The sequence below is a fragment of the Pseudoxanthobacter sp. genome, assembly GCF_036822375.1.
In the GTDB taxonomy this organism is placed as follows: Bacteria; Pseudomonadota; Alphaproteobacteria; order Rhizobiales; family Segnochrobactraceae; genus Pseudoxanthobacter.
Map to the genome: position 1 here is coordinate 1 of NZ_DAISHT010000001.1, position 22180 is coordinate 22180.

At 69.4% G+C, this 22180-nt stretch carries 18 protein-coding genes; 8 read left to right on the forward strand and 10 right to left on the reverse strand.

Annotation, left to right across the window (positions count from 1 at the left end):
• Together V7067_RS00005 and V7067_RS00010 are read right to left on the reverse strand one after the other, a co-directional pair.
• The coding region (locus V7067_RS00005; RefSeq protein WP_334173808.1) for an HlyD family efflux transporter periplasmic adaptor subunit at positions 1–906 on the reverse strand (906 nt) is incomplete at its 3' end.
• Positions 907–908: 2 nt separating this feature from the next.
• A complete protein-coding gene (locus V7067_RS00010; protein WP_334173809.1) occupies positions 909–1181 on the reverse strand; it encodes a YtcA family lipoprotein in 273 nt (90 codons plus the stop codon).
• Positions 1182–1433: 252 nt separating this feature from the next.
• On the opposite strand from V7067_RS00010, the gene V7067_RS00015 reads away from it, so the two are divergent.
• Together V7067_RS00015 and argE are read left to right on the forward strand one after the other, a co-directional pair.
• Positions 1434–2276, forward strand: coding sequence for an aldo/keto reductase (locus V7067_RS00015; RefSeq protein WP_334173810.1), 843 nt, complete (start codon positions 1434–1436; stop codon positions 2274–2276).
• Positions 2277–2423: 147 nt separating this feature from the next.
• Positions 2424–3605, forward strand: a complete 1182-nt coding sequence (argE, locus tag V7067_RS00020) for an acetylornithine deacetylase (protein ID WP_334173811.1) — start codon at positions 2424–2426, stop codon at positions 3603–3605.
• A 54-nt stretch (positions 3606–3659) separates the two neighbouring features.
• Here argE and V7067_RS00025 read toward each other — a convergent pair whose 3' ends face one another.
• The 3 genes from V7067_RS00025 to V7067_RS00035 form a co-directional block, all read right to left on the reverse strand.
• Entirely contained in the window at positions 3660–5126 is a 1467-nt protein-coding gene (locus tag V7067_RS00025; RefSeq protein WP_334173812.1) for an aldehyde dehydrogenase family protein, read from the reverse strand.
• A 133-nt stretch (positions 5127–5259) separates the two neighbouring features.
• Entirely contained in the window at positions 5260–7278 is a 2019-nt protein-coding gene (locus V7067_RS00030) for a hydantoinase B/oxoprolinase family protein (protein WP_334173813.1), read from the reverse strand.
• 18 nt (positions 7279–7296) lie between these two features.
• Positions 7297–9342, reverse strand: a complete 2046-nt coding sequence (locus V7067_RS00035) for a hydantoinase/oxoprolinase family protein (protein ID WP_334173814.1) — start codon at positions 9340–9342, stop codon at positions 7297–7299.
• 165 nt (positions 9343–9507) lie between these two features.
• Between V7067_RS00035 and V7067_RS00040 the strand changes: the two genes are divergently transcribed.
• The gene (locus V7067_RS00040; protein ID WP_334173815.1) at positions 9508–10428 is read left to right on the forward strand and encodes a LysR substrate-binding domain-containing protein; all 921 of its coding nucleotides are present in this window, start codon (positions 9508–9510) and stop codon (positions 10426–10428) included.
• On the opposite strand, the gene V7067_RS00045 is transcribed toward V7067_RS00040, so the two are convergent.
• From V7067_RS00045 to V7067_RS00055, 3 genes are all read right to left on the reverse strand, one after another.
• Positions 10423–12375, reverse strand: a complete 1953-nt coding sequence (locus V7067_RS00045) for a hydantoinase B/oxoprolinase family protein (RefSeq protein ID WP_334173816.1) — start codon at positions 12373–12375, stop codon at positions 10423–10425. The genes V7067_RS00040 and V7067_RS00045 overlap by 6 nt on opposite strands.
• A gap of 1 nt (position 12376) precedes the next feature.
• A complete protein-coding gene (locus V7067_RS00050) occupies positions 12377–14425 on the reverse strand; it encodes a hydantoinase/oxoprolinase family protein (RefSeq protein ID WP_334173817.1) in 2049 nt (682 codons plus the stop codon).
• A gap of 110 nt (positions 14426–14535) precedes the next feature.
• The gene (locus V7067_RS00055; RefSeq protein WP_334173818.1) at positions 14536–15000 is read right to left on the reverse strand and encodes a GNAT family N-acetyltransferase; all 465 of its coding nucleotides are present in this window, start codon (positions 14998–15000) and stop codon (positions 14536–14538) included.
• Positions 15001–15353: 353 nt separating this feature from the next.
• Here V7067_RS00055 and V7067_RS00060 point away from each other — a divergent pair, with 353 nt between their 5' ends.
• The 4 genes from V7067_RS00060 (at position 15354) to V7067_RS00075 (ending at position 18858) form a co-directional block, all read left to right on the forward strand.
• Complete coding sequence (locus tag V7067_RS00060) at positions 15354–15665, forward strand: (2Fe-2S)-binding protein (protein ID WP_334173819.1); 312 nt, start codon at positions 15354–15356, stop codon at positions 15663–15665.
• Positions 15644–17020 carry an NAD(P)/FAD-dependent oxidoreductase gene (locus V7067_RS00065; protein WP_334173820.1) on the forward strand — a complete coding sequence of 459 codons (1377 nt, stop codon included), beginning with the start codon at positions 15644–15646 and terminating at the stop codon, positions 17018–17020. The genes V7067_RS00060 and V7067_RS00065 overlap by 22 nt, the downstream gene beginning before the upstream one ends.
• A complete protein-coding gene (locus V7067_RS00070; RefSeq protein ID WP_334173821.1) occupies positions 17017–18201 on the forward strand; it encodes an FAD-binding oxidoreductase in 1185 nt (394 codons plus the stop codon). Before V7067_RS00065 ends, V7067_RS00070 begins: the two co-directional genes overlap by 4 nt.
• A gap of 147 nt (positions 18202–18348) precedes the next feature.
• Positions 18349–18858, forward strand: a complete 510-nt coding sequence (locus V7067_RS00075) for an Lrp/AsnC family transcriptional regulator (protein ID WP_334173822.1) — start codon at positions 18349–18351, stop codon at positions 18856–18858.
• A 28-nt stretch (positions 18859–18886) separates the two neighbouring features.
• On the opposite strand, the gene V7067_RS00080 is transcribed toward V7067_RS00075, so the two are convergent.
• Positions 18887–19882 carry a GNAT family N-acetyltransferase gene (locus V7067_RS00080; protein WP_334173823.1) on the reverse strand — a complete coding sequence of 332 codons (996 nt, stop codon included), beginning with the start codon at positions 19880–19882 and terminating at the stop codon, positions 18887–18889.
• 142 nt (positions 19883–20024) lie between these two features.
• Positions 20025–20900 (reverse strand): LysR substrate-binding domain-containing protein, encoded by an 876-nt coding sequence (locus tag V7067_RS00085; protein WP_334173824.1) that lies wholly within the window; start codon positions 20898–20900, stop codon positions 20025–20027.
• 315 nt (positions 20901–21215) lie between these two features.
• Here V7067_RS00085 and V7067_RS00090 point away from each other — a divergent pair, with 315 nt between their 5' ends.
• Entirely contained in the window at positions 21216–22112 is an 897-nt protein-coding gene (locus V7067_RS00090) for an ABC transporter substrate-binding protein (RefSeq protein ID WP_334173825.1), read from the forward strand.
• The last annotated feature ends 68 nt before the right edge of the window (positions 22113–22180 follow it).

The following is a 22180-nucleotide window of genomic DNA, read 5'->3' on the forward strand; positions in this document are numbered from 1 at the left end:
CCGGCTCGGCAGGCTCAGCATGTCTTCCGAGGTCACGCCCCAGCCGATGCTCTCCACCACGCCGCGGATGATGCGCGACTTGTCCGTCATCGCATAGACGCGCGCGCAGTTGCCGGGGCGGATATTGGCAAGGTCGTTTTCTCGGAACATCGCCGAGGCATACCAGGTGCCGGTATCGATCAGCGTGAAGACGGGCACCGAGGGGGCGATCACCTCGCCGGTCGTCACCGTAAGGCCGGCGATGCGGCCGGTGTGGGGCGCCCGCACCTCGGTGTTGGCAAGGCTGTGCCGGGCGATGGCCAGTGCAGCCTGCCGCGCCTCCACAAGGGCGTGCGAGCCGTCCAGCGTGCTGACCAGCACATTGGCGGCCTCGGCCTGCGAAACCGCCTGCTTCAGGCTCACCGCGGCATCGTCGCGGGCGGTGCGGGCATCGTCCACCTGCTGGGCCGTCACATAGCCCTTCGGCCGCAGCGGCAGCAGGCGCGCCAGCGTCTGTTCGGCGAGCGCCAGATTGGTGCGGGCGCGGTTCACCTGCTCGCCGGCAATGCGGGCGTTCTTTTCTTCCGCGCTGATGGTGCGGGTCTGCGCGGCGACTGCCGCCTCCGCGATTTTCAGGTCGGCCGCGGCCTGCTCCACCGCCAGCCGGTAAGGCACGGGATCGAGCGCAAACAGCAGATCGCCCTGCTGCACCGTGCCGTTCTCGCGGATCGGCAATTCCACGATGCGCCCCGGCACGCTGGCGGCAACGTTGACGATGTCGGCGGTCAGCACCGCATCCTGCGACAGCGGGTTTTCGTCGGCGGTGCGCACATAGAAGAGGCCGAGCGCCACCGCGACGGCAATGAAGGCCAGCGCCAGAACGGTGCCGACCAGGCTTTTCCTGCGGGTATAGGCCGAGCCTGCCATGATCAGCGCCCGTAAAGACCAAGCGCCAGCGCAAAAGCCAGCGCGGCGGCAAGACTGGTATAGACCACGAGACGGAAGGGAAGCAGATCGTCGATGCCGGCGCGGATCAGCACGGCGCGGATCAGCAGCGCACCGATGATGCCGGTGCCGGCGGTCAGCATCCAGAACGGGAAATAGGCCCCGAACAGCGAGATGGACGGCACTGCCGGCAGCGTGCACCCGGTACAGAGCAGACACAGAGTTGCCACCCCCGAAGATCGGAGCAGAAATCCCATTCGCCCCACACTCCCTCTCCGGCCGGACCTGTTTCAGCGATAGCAGGCAGGCCCCGGCAATTCAATTGCAGGGTGCCATAACCTTCCGTGAGCACACAGGCGATATTCCGCCGTTGCCCGCGCGGCCGGACCGCGGCACTCTGGCGCGGGTGCCGGGAGGCGCGCCCCGGCCCTGCCGGAAGCGCGCGGGGAGGCCCGGAGGGGAAACGGACCCGACCAGACCAACCATCCTCAGACCAAGAAGAAAACCCGATGACACAACAGCAAATGCCGACCGCCCCCACCGTGACGCTGGCCTGCGGCATCGCCATGCCGCGCGTCGGCCTCGGCACATGGCCGATGGACGATGCGGGTGCGGCCGTGGCTGTCGCCTCGGCCCTGCGCACCGGCTATCGCCATGTCGATACCGCGGAGCGCTACGGCAACGAAACCGGTGTCGGCGAGGGGCTGCGCCGCTCCGGCGTGCCGCGTGCCGAGGTGTTCGTGACGACGAAATTCGAGAAGGAATGGCACAGCGTGCCGGGCGTGCGCACCGCCTGCGAAGCAAGCCTCCGGCGCCTCGGCCTCGACTATATCGACCTGATGCTCGTCCACTGGCCCAACCCGGACCAGAACCGCTATGTCGAAGCGGTGGAAGGGCTGGTGCGGGTGATGGAAGCCGGGCTGATCCGTGCCTTCGGCGTCTCCAACTTCAAGCCCGCTCACCTGCAGCGGGTATTCGACGCCGGCTTCACGCCCCATGTGGCGCAGATCCAGCTCGACCCCAGCCACCGCCGCGACGATCTCGATGCCATCCACCGCGCAAAGGGCATCGTCACGGAGGCCTGGAGCCCTATCGGCCGCGGCGGCGACCTGCTGCGCGAGCCGGCGGTGACCGCCGCAGCCGCCGCCCTCGGCCGCACCCCGGCCCAGATCGTCCTGCGCTGGCACATCGAGCATGGCTATGTGCCGCTGCCGAAATCGTCCGATCCGCAGCGCCAGCGCGAAAATCTGGCGCTGTTCGACTTTTCCCTCACGGATGCGCAGCGCGCCGCGCTGGACAGCCTCGACCGCCCCGATCCGAAGATGCTCGATTCCGACGTGTTCGGGCACTGAATTGTCGCCACCCCGGCAGGAAGTGCCAGAGCGCAGCCGTGCTTTGGCGCTTCCTGCCGGAGCGCCGGCCGCAATGCGGGCCCGGGTCGCCTGCCCGGGGATTAGTCTGGCAGGGAAACTCCTTTCCGCAAGGCAGGGCCGGAACCGATGCGCGCCGATCACACTCCCGCCGAAACCATTCTCACCGAAAGCACTCTTGCCGAAACCACTCTTGCCGAACAAATCCTTGCCCGTCTCGTCGCCTTTCCCTCCGTGGTCGGGCGGCCGAACGGGCCTGTTGTGGAATGGATCGCCGGCTTCGCCCGCAGCCACGGCGCGCGTGTCAGCATTCTTCCCGGCCCGGAAGGCGACCGCGCCAACCTTTTCATCAGCATCGGCCCGGCGCAGGCCGCCGGCCTGATCCTGTCGGGCCACATGGATGTGGTTCCGGCCGATGAGCCGGACTGGCATGGCGACCCGTTCTGCCTGCGCGCGACGGAGGGCCGTCTTTACGGGCGCGGCACCAGCGACATGAAGGGCTTTCTCGCCTGCGCGCTGGCCGCCCTGCCCGCCGCGGCCGCGGCCGGCCTCAGCCGGCCGCTGCATCTGGCCTTCAGCTATGACGAGGAGGCCGGCTGCCGCGGTGCGCCGCATCTGCTGGCCCGTCTCGGCGAACTCTGCGCGCCGCCGGAAGGCTGCATCGTCGGCGAACCGAGCGGCCTGCGCGCCGTCCGTGCCCACAAGGGCAAAGCCGCGGCGCGGCTGCAGGTCCATGGCTGCCCCTGCCATTCCTCCCGGCCCGATCTGGGGCGCAACGCCATTCACGCGATGGCCGATGTGCTGGCAGCGGCAACCGGCACCGCCCGCACCCTGCAGGCAGGGCCGTTCGATGCCGCTTTCGAGCCGCCCTATTCGTCGCTGCAGGTGGGGGTGATCCGCGGCGGCGCCGCCGTCAACATCGTTCCGGCGTTCTGCGAGGCAGAGGTGGAGGCCCGCGCCATCACCGGCGTGCCCCCGGCCGGCCTGCTGGAGCCGGTGCGCGCGGCCGCCGAAGGGCTGAAGCAGAGCGGCTTTGAAATCCGGTGGGATCAGTTTGCGGATTATCCGGCGCTCTCGCTGCCCGCCGACGCGCCGCTTGCCCGGCTGATGGCAGACGTGACCGGCTGCGAGCCGCTGGCGGCCGTCAGCTATGGCACGGAGGCCGGGCTCTATCAGGCGGCCGGCATTCCGGCCATCGTCTGCGGGCCGGGCGACATCGCCCGCGCCCACCGGCCCGACGAATATGTGACCCGCGACGAACTCGCCGCCTGCTCGGCCATGATCGCCCGGCTGATCGCCCGCCTTGCATAGCCGCCGCGCCGCAGGCCTGCGGCAGCCGGTGCCCGGCACCGGCTGCCGGCACGCTCACAGCTGAACAAGCACGCTCTTCAGGCGGCGGTTGGCGCGATAGGCCTCGCGGCCCAGATCCTTGCCGATGCCGGACGACTTGTAGCCGCCGGTGGGCAGGATGTGGTCGCGCGAGCGGCCATAACGGTTGACCCACACGGTGCCGGCCTGGATCGCCTTCGTCACCCGCAGGGCGCGGGAAAGATCGCGGGTGAACACGCCCGCCGCAAGGCCGTAGGTCGGGTGGCCGGCCAGCGCCAGCGCCTCACCCTCGTCGCTGAAGGTCTGCATCGTCAGCACCGGTCCGAAGATCTCCTCGGTCACCGCCGGCGAGGTTTCGGTCACGCCGGCGAGCAGCGTCGGGGCATAGAAATAGCCGTCGCGCTCCATGCGCCGGCCGCCGCACACCGCACGGGCGCCGCGCGCCTGCGCCGCCTCCACGATGCCGCCGATGCGCCCGATCTGCCGCTCCGAGATGATGGGAGAGAACTGCGTGGCGGCATCCCAGGTTGCACCGGGCCGCACGGCCTTCATGCGCCCGGCGATCGCCTCCGCCAGCGCTTCGGCGATGGTTTCGTCCACGATGAGGCGCGAACCCGCCACGCACACCTGACCGGCATTGGCAATGATGCCGCGCGTCACGCAGTCGGCAGCAAGGGCGAGATCGGCATCGCCGAACACGATCTGCGGGCTCTTGCCGCCCAGCTCCAGCGTCATCGGGCGGATGCCGGTGCGCGCGACATTGGCCATGATCGCCGCCCCGGCCGCGGTGGAGCCGGTAAAGCTGATCTTGCCGATGCCGGTGTGGCCGGTGATGGCGTTGCCGGTCACCGGCCCGTCGCCCAGCACCACGTTGATGAGCCCGGCCGGAATGCCGGCCCTGACCGCCAGTTCCGCCATGTAAAGGGTGGAAAAGGGCGTCATTTCCGAGGGTTTGATGACGACGGCGTTGCCCGCCGCCAGCGCCGGCCCCAGCTTCCAGCCCGCCATGCTGATCGGGAAGTTCCACGGCGTGATGGCGCCGACGACGCCATAGGGCTCGGTCATGATCATGCCGAGCTGGTCGTCGGCGGTCGGCACCTGATCGCCGCCTTCCTTATCGGCAAACTCGGCGAAGAAGCGGATCTGCTCGGCCGTAATGGCAATGTCGATGTCGGCGATCTGGGCGATGGGGCGGGTCGAGGCGACCGCCTCCAGCTGCGCCAGCCGCCCGGCTTCCGCCTCGATGAGGTCCGCCCAGGCCTGCAGCGCCTTCACCCGCTCGCGCGGGCGAACCCGGCCCCAGCCGCTCGCCGCCAGCGCCGCGCGGGCCGCATCCACGGCGCGATCGACCAGCGCGGCGTCGCCAACCGGGCATTCGGCAAAAGCCGCGCCGTCGGAGGGACGGCGCATCTCAAGGCCGGCACCGCTGCCGGACACATATTCGCCGCCGATAAAATGGCCCCGGGGCAATTCCAGCGCGTCAGGATCAAAGCTCAGAGTCACAACTGCATTCCACTCTGTTCGCACCGCGGCACTGCGGCACCGCTGCCGGTCAGCATAGGGCCCCGCCCTGACAGGAACTGCGGTGCGGGGCCGCCCGTTTGGCCGAATCCATCATGTTGCGGCGCAGGCTGCATCAGGAAAGCTGCGCCGCGACCGGCACCGTGCGAATCTGCGGATAGGTGCGCCGCAGATCGGCAAAGATGGCCTCGATAGCGGCGGCACTGCCACGCTGGCCGGCCGGCAGCGCCTCGACCGCAGCGAATACGGCGTGCTTGACGAAGAAGCGCCAGTCGACCGGCAGGCGGAACAGGATCGCCATCAGCGCCTCATAGGCCGCAGGCGTCCACACCGCCTCGAAGGCGCGGCGGCCGGGGCCGAAGTCGAACATCGCGGGCGGCGGCGCGGCGGCCAGCCGGCGGGCGCGTTCGGCCCGCGTCGCGGCCGCGTCGACGGCACCGCCGGCCAGCACGACGCCATAATCGCGGCCCGCGCGCTGCGCCGAGAGAAAGCCGCGCTCCACATCCTTCAGCACCCGTTCCGGCTCGCGCTCCTCCGGCCGCCCCCGGCCCCCGCCGCCGGGCGACCAGATGCGAAAGACATCGCCCGGGCCGGCAATGACATAATCCTGATTGCCGAGCGCCACCTCGCGCGCCGTGCCGGGGTTGAGCACCGAGCCGGAGGTCTCCCCCGCCCGGCCGCCCAGCGTGCCCCACGCGGCGAAGTGCGAGCGGTCGCGGTTGCGGATGGTGATGCGGGTGTCGGGGCTGAAGACGCGGAACTCCAGCACCGTGCCAAGCCCGCCCCGCCAGCGCCCGGCGCCGCCGGAATCGGGCGCCAGCGCATAGCGCAGGATCTCCACCGGCACCTCGGCTTCGTTGATCTCCACCGGTGTGTTCTTCAGGTAGGCGCCATCGGCACCGGAACCGTCGGTGCCGTCGCGGTGCGGCATGCCGCCGGCGCCGCCCACCACCGGATCGATGGCGGCGATGTAGCGCGTGCCCGTGGCCGGGTCCGTCGTCATCACGTTGACGATGGAAGAGGAGCCGGCGGGGGCGGCCGGCATCCGCTCCGGGATCGCCTGCGCGAAGGCGCCGAAGATGAGGCTGCGCAGCCGCCCGCAGGTGAGGCTGCGCATGCCGACCGCGGCCGGAAAGACCGGGTTCACCACCGAGCCCTCGGGCAGCACGCAGGTGAACGGCCGCGTCATTCCTGCGTTGACGAGAATGTCGGGGTTGAGGCTGTAGAGCACGTAGTAGATGCCCACCAGCATCAGCGTGTGGCGCGGATTGCCGCCGGTCGGCACGTTGAGCGACGAGGTCAGCTGCGGGTCGCTGCCGGTGAAATCGAGGGTCGCCTCATCGCCGGCAATGGTGAGGGCGAGGTTGAGGCGGACCGGGCGGCCGCCGACCGAATCCTCGTCGCAGAAGTCGGTGAAATGCCAGGTGCCGTCCGGCATGCCGGCAAGAAGCGCGCGGGTCTGGCGCTCGGAATGGTCCATCACCGCGTCCATGGCGCGGCGCACCGTGGCGATGCCCAGCCGGGCGATCATGTCGCGGATCTTGCGCTCGCCCACCGAAAGCGCGCCGGCGAAGGCCTCCAGATCGCCCCAGTTCATGTCGGGCTTGCGCACATTGATGAGCATGGTGCGCAGCAGATCCTCGTTCAGCACGCCCGCGCGCCACAGCCGCGAGGGCGGAAAGCGGATGCCCTCCTGATGCACCTCGGTATTGGCCCGCGAAAGCGAAGCCGGCACCGCGCCGCCCATGTCGGTGTTGTGGATGTGGCCGACCGTGAAACACACGATCTCGCCTTCATGAAACACCGGCTTCCACATGTGGATGTCCGGCGTGTGGGTGCACAGGAAGCCGCTGTAGGGATCGTTGGTGAAGCAGATGTCGCCATCCTCATAACCGTCGATCATGGCCATGGCCGGCCCGTAGTCGAGGCCCGGATACCACGTCGCGCCATAGTCCATCGGCACGCAGAAGGTGCGGCCGGCGGGCGTGACGATGCCGATGGTGAAATCCTCAGTCTCGCGCACGAAGGCGGAATGGGCGGTGCGGTAGAGCGTGTAGGCCATGCTCTCCGCAGCCGCACGGAAATGGTTGGCAACGATCTGCAGCGTGCCGCGGTCGAAGGCGGTGTCGGTCATTTCGCGTCTCCCTGCCGCTCAGGCCGCCGTCGCGGTGAGCAGGATGTTGCCGAAAGCATCCACATGCGCGCCGAACCCCGGCGGGATGCAGCAGGTGGTGTCGGCCTGCAGCACGATGGCCGGCCCGGCAAACGTGGCGCCGGGCGTCAGATCCGCGCGTCTGTAGAGCCCTGCCGGCACGCGGGCCCCGTCGAACAGCGCTTCCACCGTGCGCACCGGCACCGCCGCGAAGGCGGCCGCGGGCCGGGCGGCCATGACCGGCCCCGGGGCCGCCGCCACCGCGACGAGGCGCAGGTTCACCGCCTGCACGGCCGCCTTCTCGTCGCGATAGGCGTAGAGCGCCTCGTGCCGGGCGTGGAAGGCCTGCCGGATTGCGGCCACATCGCCGCGGACAACCCAGTCCGCAGCCAGATCGACCTCGATCTCGAACGACTGGCCGGCATAGGCCATGTCGGCGGAAAGCCGGTATTCGACCGCCCCGTCGTGGCCCTGCTCCTCGCGCAGCCAGCGCTCCGCCTCGCCCTGCAGGCGGGCGAAACCGGCCGCCATATCCGCCATCGTTTCAGCGGCAACCGGGCGGAACAGGCTGGCGATGAAATCGTTGCGGATGTCGGCCACCAGCCCGCCCAGCGCCGAAACCGTGCCGGGATGGAGCGGGATCATGACCCGGGCAATGCCGAGTTCGCGTGCCAGCATGGGCGCCAGCATCGGCCCCGCCCCGCCGAAGGCGAGCAGCGTGAAGGCCTGTCCGTCGATGCCATGGCGCGCCATGAGCTTGTTGATTTCCAGATACATGCCGGAAATCGCCACATCGATGACGGCCTGTGCCGCGGCCGGAACCGGACGGCCGAGACCGGCCGCGATGTCGCCGAGGGCGGCGCATGCCGCCGCCCGGTCCAGCGCAAGGGCGCCATAGGCGAGGCTTTCGTGGCCGATCAGGCCGGCAACGGCGAACGCATCGGTCAGCGTCGCCTGCCGGCCGCCGCGGCCATAGCACACCGGCCCCGGCACCGAACCGGCGCTCTGCGGACCGACCTTCAGCAGGCCGTGCTCGTCCACCCGCGCCAGCGAACCGCCGCCCTGCCCGATGGAGCTCACGGCCACCGCCGGCACGTGCAGGGCATGCTCGCCCACCTTTTCGCCGGTGGCATAATGCGGCCGGCCGCCGGAAATGACCGCCACGTCGGCCGACGTGCCGCCGATGTCGATGGTCAGCACGTCGCCGATGCCCGCCTGCCGGGCAAGAAAGGCCGCCCCCATCACCCCGGAAGCGGTGCCGGACAGCAGCATCGACACGCAGTTGCGTTTGCCCAGTTCGGCCGCCATCACACCGCCGTTGGATTTGGTGATGAGCGGCTCGCCCGGCACGCCGAGCGCCCGCAGGGCCGCCTGCAGCCGGGCGATATAGTGCGACACCTTCGGGTGCACATAGCCGTTGATGGCAACCGTGGTCGTGCGCTCGTATTCGCGAATGACCGGCCAGACCTCGGTCGAGGTGAAGACGAACAGGTCCGGGGCAAGCTCGCCGACGAGCCGGGCGACCTCGGCCTCATGCGCGGCGTTGCGATAGGCGTGGAGCAGGGACACGACAATGCCTTCCGCACCCGCCGCCCGCGCCCCGGCCACCGCCGCCACAACGCTTTCGCGCTGCAGCGGCCGGGCCACGCTGCCATCGGCGCGCAGCCGTTCGGCAATTGGGAAAACCCGTTCGCGCGGCACCAGCGGCTCGGCGCGGGCCGAGAACAGGCTATAGGTTTCAGGCATTCGCAGCCGTGCCAGTTCCAGCACGTCGCAGAAATTCTCGGTGGTGAAGAGGGCTATCCGGGCGCCGTTGTTCTGGATGACGGTGTTGACGCCCACCGTGGTGCCATGGACAAAGCGCACGATGGAGGCCGGGTCCAGCCCGTCGCGCTCGGTCAGGCGGGCGAGGCCCGCAACCACTTCAGCGCCGGGATTATCCGGTGTTGTCAGCACCTTGAGCGTGCTCAGCGCACCGCTTTCGTCATCCAGAACGCAAAAGTCGATGAACGTGCCGCCGATGTCGACACCCACGCGACGGGACATGCCCGCGTTTCCTCCTGGTTTGTCCTGAGGACGCGGCCGCCGGCGACGCCCCGATTTCGGCTGCGATCTGGCCGCGATCCGGCCCGCAGCGCAAATAGCGAGGCATTGCACACCAATGCCCTGTGGCTATAGGTTTCCGTTTGCCCGTCCACGCCGGAGCCGGCCATGAACGCCCGTCAGCTCGAAGTCTTCCGCGCCGTCATGCAGACGGGCAGCACCGTGGATGCCGCGCGGCTGCTGAACGTGTCGCAACCGACGATCTCCAAGATCCTGCTGCACATGGAAAGCCAGCTCGGGCTGCCGCTGTTCCGGCGCATCCGCGGCCGGCTGCAGCCGACGCCGGAGGCCGAACTGCTGTTCCCGGAGGCGGACCGGGTGTTCCGCGACTTGAGCGCATTGCGGGCACTGTCGGACGATCTGCGCCGCGGCAGCTCCGGGCTGGTGCGGATTGCCTGCTCGTCGTCGCTGGCGGCCACGCTGGTGCCGCAGGTGGTGGCGGGCTTCGGTCGCCGGTTTCCGAAGGTGAAGACGGAAACCCACATGGTGCCGGCCCGCGAGGTGGCGGAGATGGTGCGGGCCCACGATGTCGATCTGGGGCTGGTGCTGTCGCCGCGCGACGTGCATACGCTGGAGGTAACCACGCTCGGCACCGTCGACATGGTCTGCGCCCTGCCGGAAGGCCACCGGCTGGCGGCGGCCGCAGTCGTCACGCCCCGGGCGCTGGAAGGCGAGCCGCTCGTCTCCTACCCCGCACAGACCCATTTCGGCGCGATGCTCGATGCCGCCTTCCGCGAGGACGGGGCAAGCCGGCGCACCGCCATCGAAACCTCGGGCGCGCTGATGGCGCTGGCCCATGTCGCGGCCGGCTCCGGTGTTGCCGTCGTCGACCGCCTTGCGGTGCGCACCTGCCCGCCCGGCCTCGTCTGGCGGCCGTTCCGGCCGCGCGTGCGCCTGCCGGTGAATATGCTCACCTCGCAGACCCTGCCCGCCTCGCTCATGGGCGAGCGGCTGCGCGAGGCCCTGCAACGCAGCGTGGCGGCGCTGATCGCCGCCACGGTTGCCGATGACGGGTCAGCGGCTTTATAGGCCGAAGCGGCTGCGCAACCCGTCGAGGATCGGCGCCAGTGCCGCATCCGGGCCGGCCGCCTCAACGGCGGCAAAGACGCGGTGTTTCAGGAAGAAACGCCAGCCCACCGGCACAGTCGCCAGAAAGGCCGTCAGGTCCGCATAACGGTCCGGCGTCCAGACGCGCTCGAAGGCGATGCGCTCGGCGCCATAGGTGAAGTGGCCGCCGGCCGCCGGGCGCGGCCGCGCGCGCCGTTCGGCGGTGGCACCGTCGTCCACGATCCCGTCGCGGATGACCACCCCGTAATCGTCCGCCGCCTTTGCAACGGAAACGGCACCGCGGCGCACATCGGCGGCGACCAGCGCCGGCGGGCGCGTGAAGGGATCGCCCCAGCCGCCGGCACCCGGCCCGACCACGCGGATGACATCGCCGGGGTCGCAGTGCACCACGTCGGCATTGGCCAGCTCGCTCTCGCGCGCGCCGCCCGGATTGCGCACGAAATGCGAGACCGTGCCCGCCGCTCCGCCGCGCACGCCCCACGAGGGCATCAGCGAGCGGTTGCGGTTGCGGGCCGTGACGATGGTTTCCGGCGCCGAAACCGTGAACTCCATCACCGCCGAAAGCCCGCCCCGCCAGCGCCCCGGCCCGCCGGTGTCGCGCTCCAGCCCGTAGCGGCGGAACAGCACCGGCACCTCGGCCTCGGAAATCTCAATCGGCGTGTTGCGCAGAAAACCGGTGGTGCCGCCGGCCCCGTCGCTGCCGTCGCAGAACGGTGTGCCGCCGCCGCCGCCGCCCACCGGCCCGATGGAGGCCATGACCGCGCGCCCGGTGCGGCCGGTGGTCTTAATGTTCATGATGGCATTGCCGCCCGGCGCGCACGCCGGCATCAGCTCCGGCAGGGCCAGGCCGAACGCGCCGATGGTGACGATCTGCGTCATGGCGCAGGTGAGCGAGCGCATGCCCACGGCGGCACCGGGCGCGGCGTTGACGATGGAGCCTTCCGGCAGAATGGCCCGGGCCGCCCGCAGCGTGCCGGCATTGAGCAGAATGCTGTTATCCAGCGTGAACAGCACATAGGTCAGCCCCACCATGACGAGGGGATGCCGCTCGCGCCCGCCCGTCGGCATGTTGAGGGCGGAGGTGAGCTGCGGATCGGAGCCGGTATAGTCCAGCACCACTTCGTCGCCGCGTACCCGCAGCGTCAGCGCCACCCGGCAGGGCCGGCCGCCGGGAGAATCCTCGTCGGCATAATCGGCAAAGAAATAGTCGCCGTCCGGCACCCGGCGCAGAACGGCGCGGGCCTGCGCCTCGGCATAGTCCAGAATCTGCTGCGTGCCGGCCACGAAGGTCTCGAAGCCGAAGCGGCGGATGATCTCGTGAATCTTGCGTTCGCCGATGGCCACCGACGCGAGCTGGGCATTGATATCGCCCCAGTTCTGCTCCGGCATGCGCACGTTGGTGCGGATCACGCGGGTGACGAACGTGTTGAGCACGCCCTTTTCCACCAGCTTCACCGGCGGAATGCGGATGCCTTCCTGTTCGATCTCGGTGAGCGAGCGCGACAGCGAGGCCGGCACCGCGCCGCCGACATCGGTGTTGTGGATGTGGCCGACGACGAAGCAGGCAATGCGCCCTTCGTGGAAAACCGGCTTCCAGATGTGCAGGTCCGGCGTGTGGGTCGCGACATAGCCGGAATAGGGATCGTTGGTAACGCAGACGTCGCCTTCGTCATAATGATCGATCAGCCGCAGCAGCGGCCCGTAATCGATGCCGGAATACCACGGCGCGCCGAAGCTGCGCGGCGAGGCGAAGGCCATCCCTTCCGCCGTCACGATCTGGCAGGAGAAATCCTCCGTCTCCTTGACGAACGCGGAATGCGCTGTGCGCATCAGCGTAAAAGCCATCGCATCGGCCGCGGCGGCACAGAAATTGGCGAGAACCTGCAGGTTGCGCTGATCGATCGCCATCTCACTTCTCCTCCGCGACGGCCGTGATGACGAGGTTGCCCCAGCGGTCGACATCGACCGCGAAGCCGGGCGGCACGACGGTGGTCGTGTCGTCCTGCGCGACGATGGCCGGGGCGGATATGCGATGGCCGGCCGCAAGATCGCCGCGCGCATAGACCGGCACGGCGTGGGCCACGCCGTCGAACCACGCCTCCACCCGCGTCATCGGCTGCGCGGGACCGGTTGCGGCCGGAATTTCGCGGATATGGGGCTTGGGCGTGGCGCCGGAGGCGACGAGACGCAGGTTGACGAGCTGCACCGTCGCCTCGCGATCGGCATGGCCGAACAGCCGCGCGTGCTCGGCATGGAACGCCGCCGCAATGGCCGCCGCATCGCCCCGGCTGACGGCCGCGATATCGAGCGGCGTCTCGATTTCGTAGGACTGGCCGAGATAGCGCATGTCGGCGGAAACGGTGATCTCCGCCTCGCCGGCGAAGCCCTGCCCGGCAAGCCAGGCCCGCGCGGTTTCCTGCAGCTCGCCGCAGGCCGCGGCAAGCGCCGGTGCGCCGGCCGGGGTCACGTCCGCCCAGATCGTGCGGATGAAGTCGTTCTTGAGATCGGCGATAAGGCCGCCCAGCGCCGAGACCACGCCGGGCGTCGGCGGCACGACAACGCCGCGCATGGCGAGTTCGCGCGCCAGAAAGCAGGCCAGCATCGGGCCGGCGCCGCCGAAGGCGAACAGGTGGAATTCGCGCGGGTCGATGCCGAAGCGCGAGGTGAGGCCCGAGACCTCGGCATACATCGACGAAACCGAAATCTCGATGATGTTGGCCGCCGTCTCCTCCACCGTAATGCCGAGGCGCGCCGCCAGCGGCGCAATCGCCGCGCGGGCCGCGGCACGGTCGAGATGAACCGCCCCGTAGCCGAGCGCGGTATGGCCGATGAGACCGGAGGCGGCGACGGCATCGGTGATGGTCGGCCGCGTGCCGCCGCGGCCGTAGCACACCGGCCCGGGCGTCGAGCCGGCGCTGTCGGGGCCGACCTTCAGCACGCCGTGATCGTCGACCCACGCCACCGATCCCCCGCCCTGTCCGACCGACGACACGGAAACGGAGGGGACGTGAATCTGGAAATCGCCGATGAGCTCGCCGACGCCATATTGCGGCCGGCCGTCGACGATAACCGCGACGTCGGCCGAGGTGCCGCCGATATCGAGGCTGAGCACGCGCTCAAAGCCACTCGCCTGTGCCAGATAGCCGGCCCCGATGACGCCGGAGGCGGTGCCGGAGAGGATCATCTGCACGCATTCCGCCCGCGCCTGCGCAATGCCCATCACGCCGCCGTTGGTCTTGGTGATGTGCAGCGGGCAGGCCACCCCCCGCTCGCGCAGCACCGCCTCGAAGCGGTCGAGATAGCGCGCCACGCGCGGCTGCACATAGCCGGAGATGACGGCCGTTATGGTGCGCTCATATTCGCGGATGATCGGCCAGGTCGCGGACGACGAGAACACCGGCAGGCCGGGCGCAATTTCCTGCACCAGACGCACCACGGCCTGTTCGTTCTGCGGGTTGCGATAGGCGTGCAGGAAAGAAACCACGATGCCGGTGCAGCCGGCAGCCTGCGCGGCGGCGACCGCCGCAGCCACATCCTCGCGCTGTGGGGCGGTCAGGATGCGCCCGTCGGCCGCCATGCGCTCGTCGATGCCGAACACGCGGTCGCGGCGCACCAGCGGTTCCGGCCGGGTCGAGTAGAGGTTGTGGATCTGCGGGATCTTGAGGCGCGCGATCTCCAGCACATCCTCGAAGTTGCGCGTGGTGAACAGGGCCAGTTCGTGGCCGTTGCGCTGAATGACGGTGTTGATGCCGACCGTGGTGCCGTGGGTGAAATAGACCACGTCCTCAGCCTCGATGCCGTAGCGCGCCTTCAGGGCATCGAGCCCCGCGGTGATCTCGGCACCCGGTGCATCGGGCCGCGACAGCACTTTCAGCGTCGAAATCCGCGCATCGCGCTCGTCGAACACTGCGAAGTCGGTGAAGGACCCGCCGACATCGACCCCGACCCGATATCCCATGATGCGCCTCTCCGGTTGGTCTTGTTCCGGAGATGCCAGTCCGCCCCGCCGGCCGCCAATTCGAAGTGGACCGGCAGGCAGAACGTCAGGTTATGACCCGGCGCGGCGCGTCAGTCGCCGGCCTCGGGAACGCGCATGAAATAATCGGGATGGGGAGCGGCCCGGTACCCGGCCTTTTCATAGACGGCGTGGGCATCGCGGGTGGCGAGCATCCATGTGCGCACGCTCAGCAGGTCCGGATGGGTGCGGATGGCCGCCGCCAGCCAGCTTGCCAGCCCGTGCCCGCGGTGCGCCGGCAGCACGAACACATCCAGCAGATAGGCGAACACGCTGTAATCGGTCACCACGCGGGCGAACCCGGCCATCGTGCCGTCGGGTGCATAGAGGCCCACCGGCAGCGACCCGGCAATGGCGCGTTCCAGCGCGGCCCGCGAACGGTTCTGCGCCCAGTAGGATTCGCCGGACAGAAAGCGGTGAGCGGTGTCGACATCGATCCGCGCGCGGTCGGTCGACAGGCAATAGCCGTCGCGGTGCCACTCTGCGGCCGGCAGGTCAACCGGAACGATGGGGGTCATGACAGGTCTCCCGTTGCGGGTCTTATGGTCGCGCCGGCCGGTTGCAGGAGTGCGCAACGCGCCATGGCCGGGGCTCTTATGGGCGGCAACTGTGGCCGCATCCGGCCATGCGGCGAAGCCGGTTGCCGTCATCCGCCACGGCAGCTTCCTCCGTTTCGGAAGCCGGTTTTGGCAGATCGTTCGGCGGGCGTGCAGAATGGCCCTTTCCGGGACGGGCCGCTCATTGCGGCATGGCTCTTTCTGCTTCCGAGAGCAACGAACTCGGTATTTTCTGCCGCAACGGCCGCGCATTCGGCCGGGGCGGAGAGGGGGACAGCCTATACTGCGGCTCACAAGCAGCAGCAGAGGCGAACATGCCCGTCACCTTCCGGCGCCTCGGCGAAACCCATCGCCCGTCCCTGACCATCTTCTGCGACAGCCAGCCCGTCGAGGCGCTGGAGGGCGACACCGTGCTCTCCGCCCTGCTCGCCCATGGCGGCTTCCTGCGCGTGAGCGAGTTTCTGCATCGCCCGCGCGCAGGCTTCTGCCTGATGGGCGCCTGCAACGACTGCGTTGTGTGGACCGCCGATGGCTCAAAACTCGTCGCCTGCCAGACCGCGGTCACACCCGGCCTGCAAGTCTTCACCCGACTGCCGGAGGCATCATGGCCACCCCTGATTTCGTGATCGTCGGCGCCGGGCCGGGCGGTATCCGCGCGGCGGAGGTTCTGGCGGCGGCCGGCGAGCGGCCGCTGCTGGCGGACGAGGGCCATGCCGGCGGCGGCCAGATCTATCGCCGCCAGCCCGAGGGCTTCCGCCGCGATGCCCGCACGCTCTATGGCACCGAGGCCGACAAGGCGGTGGCCGTCCACCGCACGCTGGAGGCCCTGCGCCCGCACATCGATTATCGCCCGCGCACACTCGCATGGGCCCTGCGCGACGGCGAACTGCACCTGATCGACGAGGCCGGCCGCGCCGGGGTGCTGCGGCCGAAGGCGCTGATCGTGGCCGCCGGCGCGACCGACCGCATCTTCCCCCTGCCCGGCTGGACCCAGCCCGGCATCTATACGCTGGGCGCCGCGCAGATTGCGCTCAAGGCGCAGGCGATGGCCATCGGCAGCCGCATCGTGTTCATGGGTGCCGGGCCGCTGCTCTATCTGGTGGCCTGGCAATACTGGAAGGCCGGCGCCGCACCGGTTGCCGTGCTCGACACATCCGGCCTGCGCGACCGTCTGCGCGGGCTGGGGCGGATGCTGTCGCGCCCGGCTGTCGTCATGAACGGCCTGCGCTACATCCGCGATCTGCGGCGGGCCGGCGTGGCGCTTTATTCCGATATCACACCGCTCGCCTTCGAGGGCGACGGCACCGCCGTCGCCGGGGTGCGCTTCCGCGACAGCCGCGGACAGGAACGCCGCATTGCCTGCGACGGTGCGGCCTTCGGCTATCACCTGCGGGCGGAGAGCCAGCTTGCCGACCTCGCCGGCGTGCCGTTTGCCTTTCATCCGCTCCTGCGCCAGTTCCTGCCGCAGGCCGATGCCATGGGCCGCACCGCGGTCGGCGGGCTCTATCTGGCCGGCGACGGCGTGCAGCTGGCCGGTGCGGACGGGGCGGAAGCCATGGGCCGGCTGGCCGCTTTCGCCGCGCTGGAGGATCTGGGCCGGCCTGTCGATGGCAAGGCTGTCGCCGCGCTGCTGCGGCAGAACGCCCGGCTGCGCCGGTTTCGCGACGGGGTGGCGGCGGCCTTTCCATGGCCCGGCGGCCGGCTGGCCGGCGATCTGCCGGACGAAACCATCGTCTGCCGCTGTGAAGAGGTGACGGCCGGCACCCTGCGCCGCGCGGTGCGCGACCTCGGCGCGCCGGAAGTGAACCGCGCCAAAGCGCTCTGCCGGGTCGGCATGGGCCGCTGTCAGGGCCGCTATTGCGGCCTTGCCGGCGCGGAAATCGTGGCGGCCGAACTGGGCCGGCCCGTCGCCGACGTCGGCCGCCTGCGCGGGCAGGCCCCGGTCAGGCCCCTGCCCGCCATCGTGGAGAGCGCACCATGACCCGCAAGCCGGCCGAGGCCGATGTCGTCATCGTCGGCGGCGGCATCATGGGCACCGCCAGTGCGCTGTTTCTCGCCCGCCGGGGCCGCAGCGTCATCCTGCTGGAACGCGGCATGATCGGCCGGCAGGCCAGCGGCACCAATTTCGGCGCCGTACGCCGGCAGGGCCGCCCGTTCAGCCAGATGCCGCTTGCCAACCGCTCGCGTGAGCTGTGGTGGCAGTTGCCGGAGCTGATCAGCGACGATTGCGAATTCGTCCGCCGCGGCCACCTGCGCATCGCTCTGGACCAGACGGCCGCCGACAAGCTGGTGACCTATGCCACCGAGGCCCGCCATGTCGGGCTCGATGCCGAGATCCTCAGTGGCAACGCCCTGCGCAGCCGGTTTCCATGGCTTTCGCAGAAGGTCGTCGCCGGCAGCTTCTCGCCCCTCGACGGGCATGCCAACCCGCGCCTCACCGGCCCGGCTTTCGGCCGCGCCGCCGCGCGCGCCGGCGCCCGGATCGTGGAGAACGCCACCGTTGTCCACGCCGGCCGGACGGGACCGGATTTCGAGGTGGAGACCGCCGAGGGCCACCGGGTGCGCGCGCCCGTGCTGCTGCTCACGGCCGGGGCATGGTCGGCCGCGTTTGCCGGCCTGTTCGCCGACCCGGCGCCGCTGGAGGTGCGCGGACCGCAGCTTTCCGTCACCGAGCCGCTGCCCTATTTCATCGGACCGAACACCAGCGCCGCCGCCACCAACCCCGACGAAAGCGTCTATTTCCGTCAGGTGGAACGCGGCAATCTCATCATCGGCGGCCCGCGCCACGGCCCGGCCTCCATCCGCACGGGTCTCGCCAACGTGCTGCCGGAAAACCTGCTGCTGCAACTGGCGCAGGCCCGCTCCGTGGTGCCTGTGCTGGCGCGCGCCCGTATCATCCGCTCATGGAGCGGGGTGGAGGGCTACACCCCCGATGCGCAGCCGGTGATCGGCGCAAGCCCGCGGGTGGCCGGGCTTTATTATGCCTTCGGCTTCTCCGGCGCCGGCTTTCAGCTCGGCCCGGCGGTGGGCGAGGTCATGGCCGCCCTCATCGACGGGGGCGCCAGCCCGATTTCGCTCGAAGCCTTCGCACCCGGCCGCTTTCCCGAGGGGCTGAGCGCAGAAGGTGCGGCACTGCGGTCCATTCGGGCCAAAGGCGGATGAAGGGCAGATGAAACGCGCGGACCGGCCCCGCACACCCGTCGCGGAAGGCCGGTTTCCCGTCCGCCGCAAAATGCACTAGCATTGCCGCCCGGCCGCCGGGCGGTCCCGAAGCTCAGGTCCGCGCGGCCGGGCGCAGACAGGCAGAGCATGGTCTTCCCGTCCATGGGCACTTCGCGACTCGACCAGATCGACATGAACATCCTGACCGAGCTGCAGCGCAGCGGCCGCATGACGAATGCGGAGCTGGCCGACCGCGTCGGGCTGTCGTCCTCGCCCTGCCTGCTGCGCGTCAAACGCCTGCAGAAGGCCGGCTTCATCACCGGCTATCATGCCGCGCTCGACCTGAAGAAGCTGGGCGAGACGGTAACAGTGTTTCTGGAAGTGACGCTGAGCGACCACCGCATCAACAACTTCACCGTGTTCGAGCAGGGCCTGCGCCGGTTCGGCGAAGTGATGGAATGCCATCTCGTCAGCGGCGGCTTCGACTATATGGTTCGCCTGCTGGTGCGCGACCTCACCCACTTCCAGACCGTCGTCGAACGGTTGCTGGAAGCCAATCTCGGCATCGCCCGCTACTTCAGCTACATCGTGGTGAAAACCCCGATCGCCCGCAGCGAAGCGCCGCTGAAAAGCCTGTTCGGCGCCGACGACGAATAGGCGGCAGCGAACAGATGACGGGCCGGCCTCAGCCGAGCGCCTGCGCGGCGAGCGCGAACGTCATGATATCGCCCGCCCCGGCTGCCGGCAGGCTGCTTTCCTGCATTAAGCCGCTTTCCCTGACCGGGCCGCTTTCGTGCGCAGCACCGGAGCGCGCCTTGCGCATCAGGGTGTTGCGGTCGAGCCGCTCAAGGCCGCAGCCGGTCAGAAAGCCCGAGAACGTCGCCTCCGCCGCCCCGCCGGCCGGCACGCCGAAGCCGGCGCCCGAGGCCGCGGGCCGCTCCCACACCGGCAGGTCGAGCCGCAGGAACGTGCCGGCATGGCGCGTCATGACATCGGCGGCAAGAGCAACCGCATCGGCGGCCGAAGCCGCGACCAGCGGCCCCACGACCCGCCCGCGGCCGAACGGGCGGTCGAACACGAAGCCGGCCGGCGCCCCACCGCGCTCAAGAATCACGGCATCGGAGGCCGCGAGCAGGGCCGGCAGAATGGCCGTGCGCGCCGCGCCGAAGCCGGCCGCATCGAGACCGAGCAGCGCCGGCAGATCGCCCTCCGCAACCGGCCGCAGGCGACCGCCGCTCTCCGGGCGCACCGGCGACGGCGCCCGCGCGGTGCCCTGATGCTGGGCCACGATGCCGAACGGCTCAAAGCCCGCAGCGAAATAGAGCCGGTAGGCTGCGCGCGTCGCCACCAGCATCAGATCGCGGCCGGCGCAGCGCGCCAGCACATGATCCATCAGCCAGCGTCCGGCACCGAGCGATTGCAGCGGCGGCGTGGTGATGACCATGCCGATGGTGGCAAAACCGGCGCCCGAGGCAAACCACATGGCCGAGCCGATGGCCCGGCCGATGGCATCGCAGGCCATAAAGCCGTCGCCCACCGCCATCAGCAGGCGCAGATCCTCGGCCCGGTGCGGCCAGCCGACGCCGATGCACAGCCCGTGGAGCCGGTCGAGATCGTCGGCCGCCAGCGGACGCAGCCGCGCCTCGTAGTCGCGCACCAGCCGCACCTCACCTGCCGCCATTCCCGTTCTCCCCGAAGGACCCGCCGCCTGCGGACCTTAGCGCGCCGGCGCGCAAGATGCTGCCGAATTGCGCCGCGTGCCGGTGCGGATCGGCTGCCGGGGCTTCTGCCCGGACGCAGGATTTGCCTCAGCGGCGCCGCCCTCAGAGAACGTCGCGCAGGCAGTGCAGGAACGGTTTGAAGAAACGCGACATCGGCCGGGCAGCGTCCGTGGAGACGGAAAGCTGGGTTGTCACGGTCGGCACGAACGGCCGGGCCGTGATATCGCGGAAACCGTTCCACGCCACCAGCCCGTCGACCACGGCAATGCCGAGGCCGGCCTCCACCAGCGGCAGCGCACCGACCGACGACGAGATCTGGATCGAGACGTCGCGCACAAGGCCGGCGTCGCTGAACGCATCGTCGAGCGCCGGGCCGACGACCTCGGCGTGGGAGCCGTAGCTGATGAGCGGCCGGCCGGCGAGATCGGCCGGGCCGATCCGGTCGCGCCCGGCAAGCGGATCGTCCTCGCGCATCACTGCCACCATGCGCACCGGGGCCAGAATCTCGCTGCGCACGGTCGGCGCCATGATCGGCGACAGCGTCATGCCGAAATCGATGTCGCCGATCAGCAACTGCTCGGCGATCTCCTTTTTCGGCAGCGTATGGAGGTGGATCTTCACCGTCGGATGCGTGGCGCGAAACGCCTTCATCGCCCGCGGCAGCACCGAATGGGTCACCGGCTGGCTGGCGCCGATGCGCAGCAGGCCGATCTTGCGCTCGCCGATGGTCTTGGCCAGCGATTTCAGCACTTCGATCTCGCGGAACACCCGGTCGGCGTCGTCGTAAAGCAGGTTCGCTTCCATGGTGGGAACGAGGCGGCCGCCGATGCGCTCGAACAGCGCATAGCCAAGCTGGCTTTCCAGATGGTGCAGCACCTTGCTGACGGCGGGCTGCGAAACCGCCAGCGCGTTGGCGGCGGCCGTCACCGTGCCGTTGCGCATGATGGCGCGGAAAATCTCAAGCTGGCGAGCGTTCATGCCGGGCGGTGCCGATGTCTGGAGAACCATGCGCGCCGGCGGCAGGGCACGGCCGGCGCGGCATCGCCCGCGGACCATTTCACGGACCCGCCCGCCCGGCAAGGCCCCGCGACCGGCCGCCGCCATGGCAGGCCGATGCAAGCTGAGGGTGGTTCATCAGCCCCATAACCCCGGTCTATACAGACTGCCGGAATCCTTATTGGTCACATTTCAGGCAGCATGAAATCATAAGCAACAATCCTGATCGGCCGACCCGGATGCGAACTGGCGAACCGACTGGAGGCTCAGAACCATACCGTTCAAACGGAGGGGAACATGAAGACCAGATCGTATTCGCGCCGCCTTTTCCTGACCGTCGCCCTTGCTGCAGCCAGCCTTTTGCCTGCCGGCCTCGGCACTGCATCGGCCGGGACCGAAGTTCTGAAGAAGAACGACGCCATCTACAATGCCCTGCCGGAGAACATCCGCAAGGCCGGCGTCATCAATGCCGCCACGGAAGCCGACTATCCGCCCTTCGAGTTTCTCGACGAGCAGAACAAGCTGATCGGTGCCGACATCGATCTGGCGGCCGCCCTCAGTGAGATTCTGGGCGTCGAGCTGCGCAACAACAAGACCGAGTTTTCCAACATCGTGCCCGGCGTGCAGGCCGGCCGCTACGACGTGGGCATGTCGTCGATCGGCGACTATTTCTCCCGCCAGAAGGTCGTCGACTTCATCGATTATTATCAGGGCGGCACGTCGTTCCTCGTGCGCAAGGGCACGATCGACCCGAAGTCGGCTGAGGATATCTGCGGCCTTTCGGTCGGCGTGCTGAAGGGCACCTCCTCGGAAAGCCAGGCGGAAGGCAGCAGCAAGACCTGCGAGAAGATGGGCAAGGCGCCGCTGAAGATCCACGCCTTCCCGACCCAGAATGCCGCCGTGCTGGCGCTCACCTCCAAGCGCATCGACGCCGTTTCCGGCGATGCCGCCACCAACGGCTACTCGGCCAAGCAGGTTGGCGATGCGCTGGTCAACACCGGCTTCGCGGTCTACAGCGACCGCCCCTATTACGGCCTCGCCCTGCCCAAGAACTCGCCGCTCTACGAGCCGCTGTTCCAGGCCATGGCCGAACTGATGAAGTCGGGCGTCTACGAGGAAATCCTCGACAAGTGGGGCGTCCGCGACGGCGCCCTGAAGGCGCCGGAAAAGAACCACGGTTCGTCGGACGAGTAATTCGCCCGGCACCCCGCCGGCGCCGGTTCTCTTCCCCCCGGAGATGCCGGCGCCGGTCCGCTGTCGTT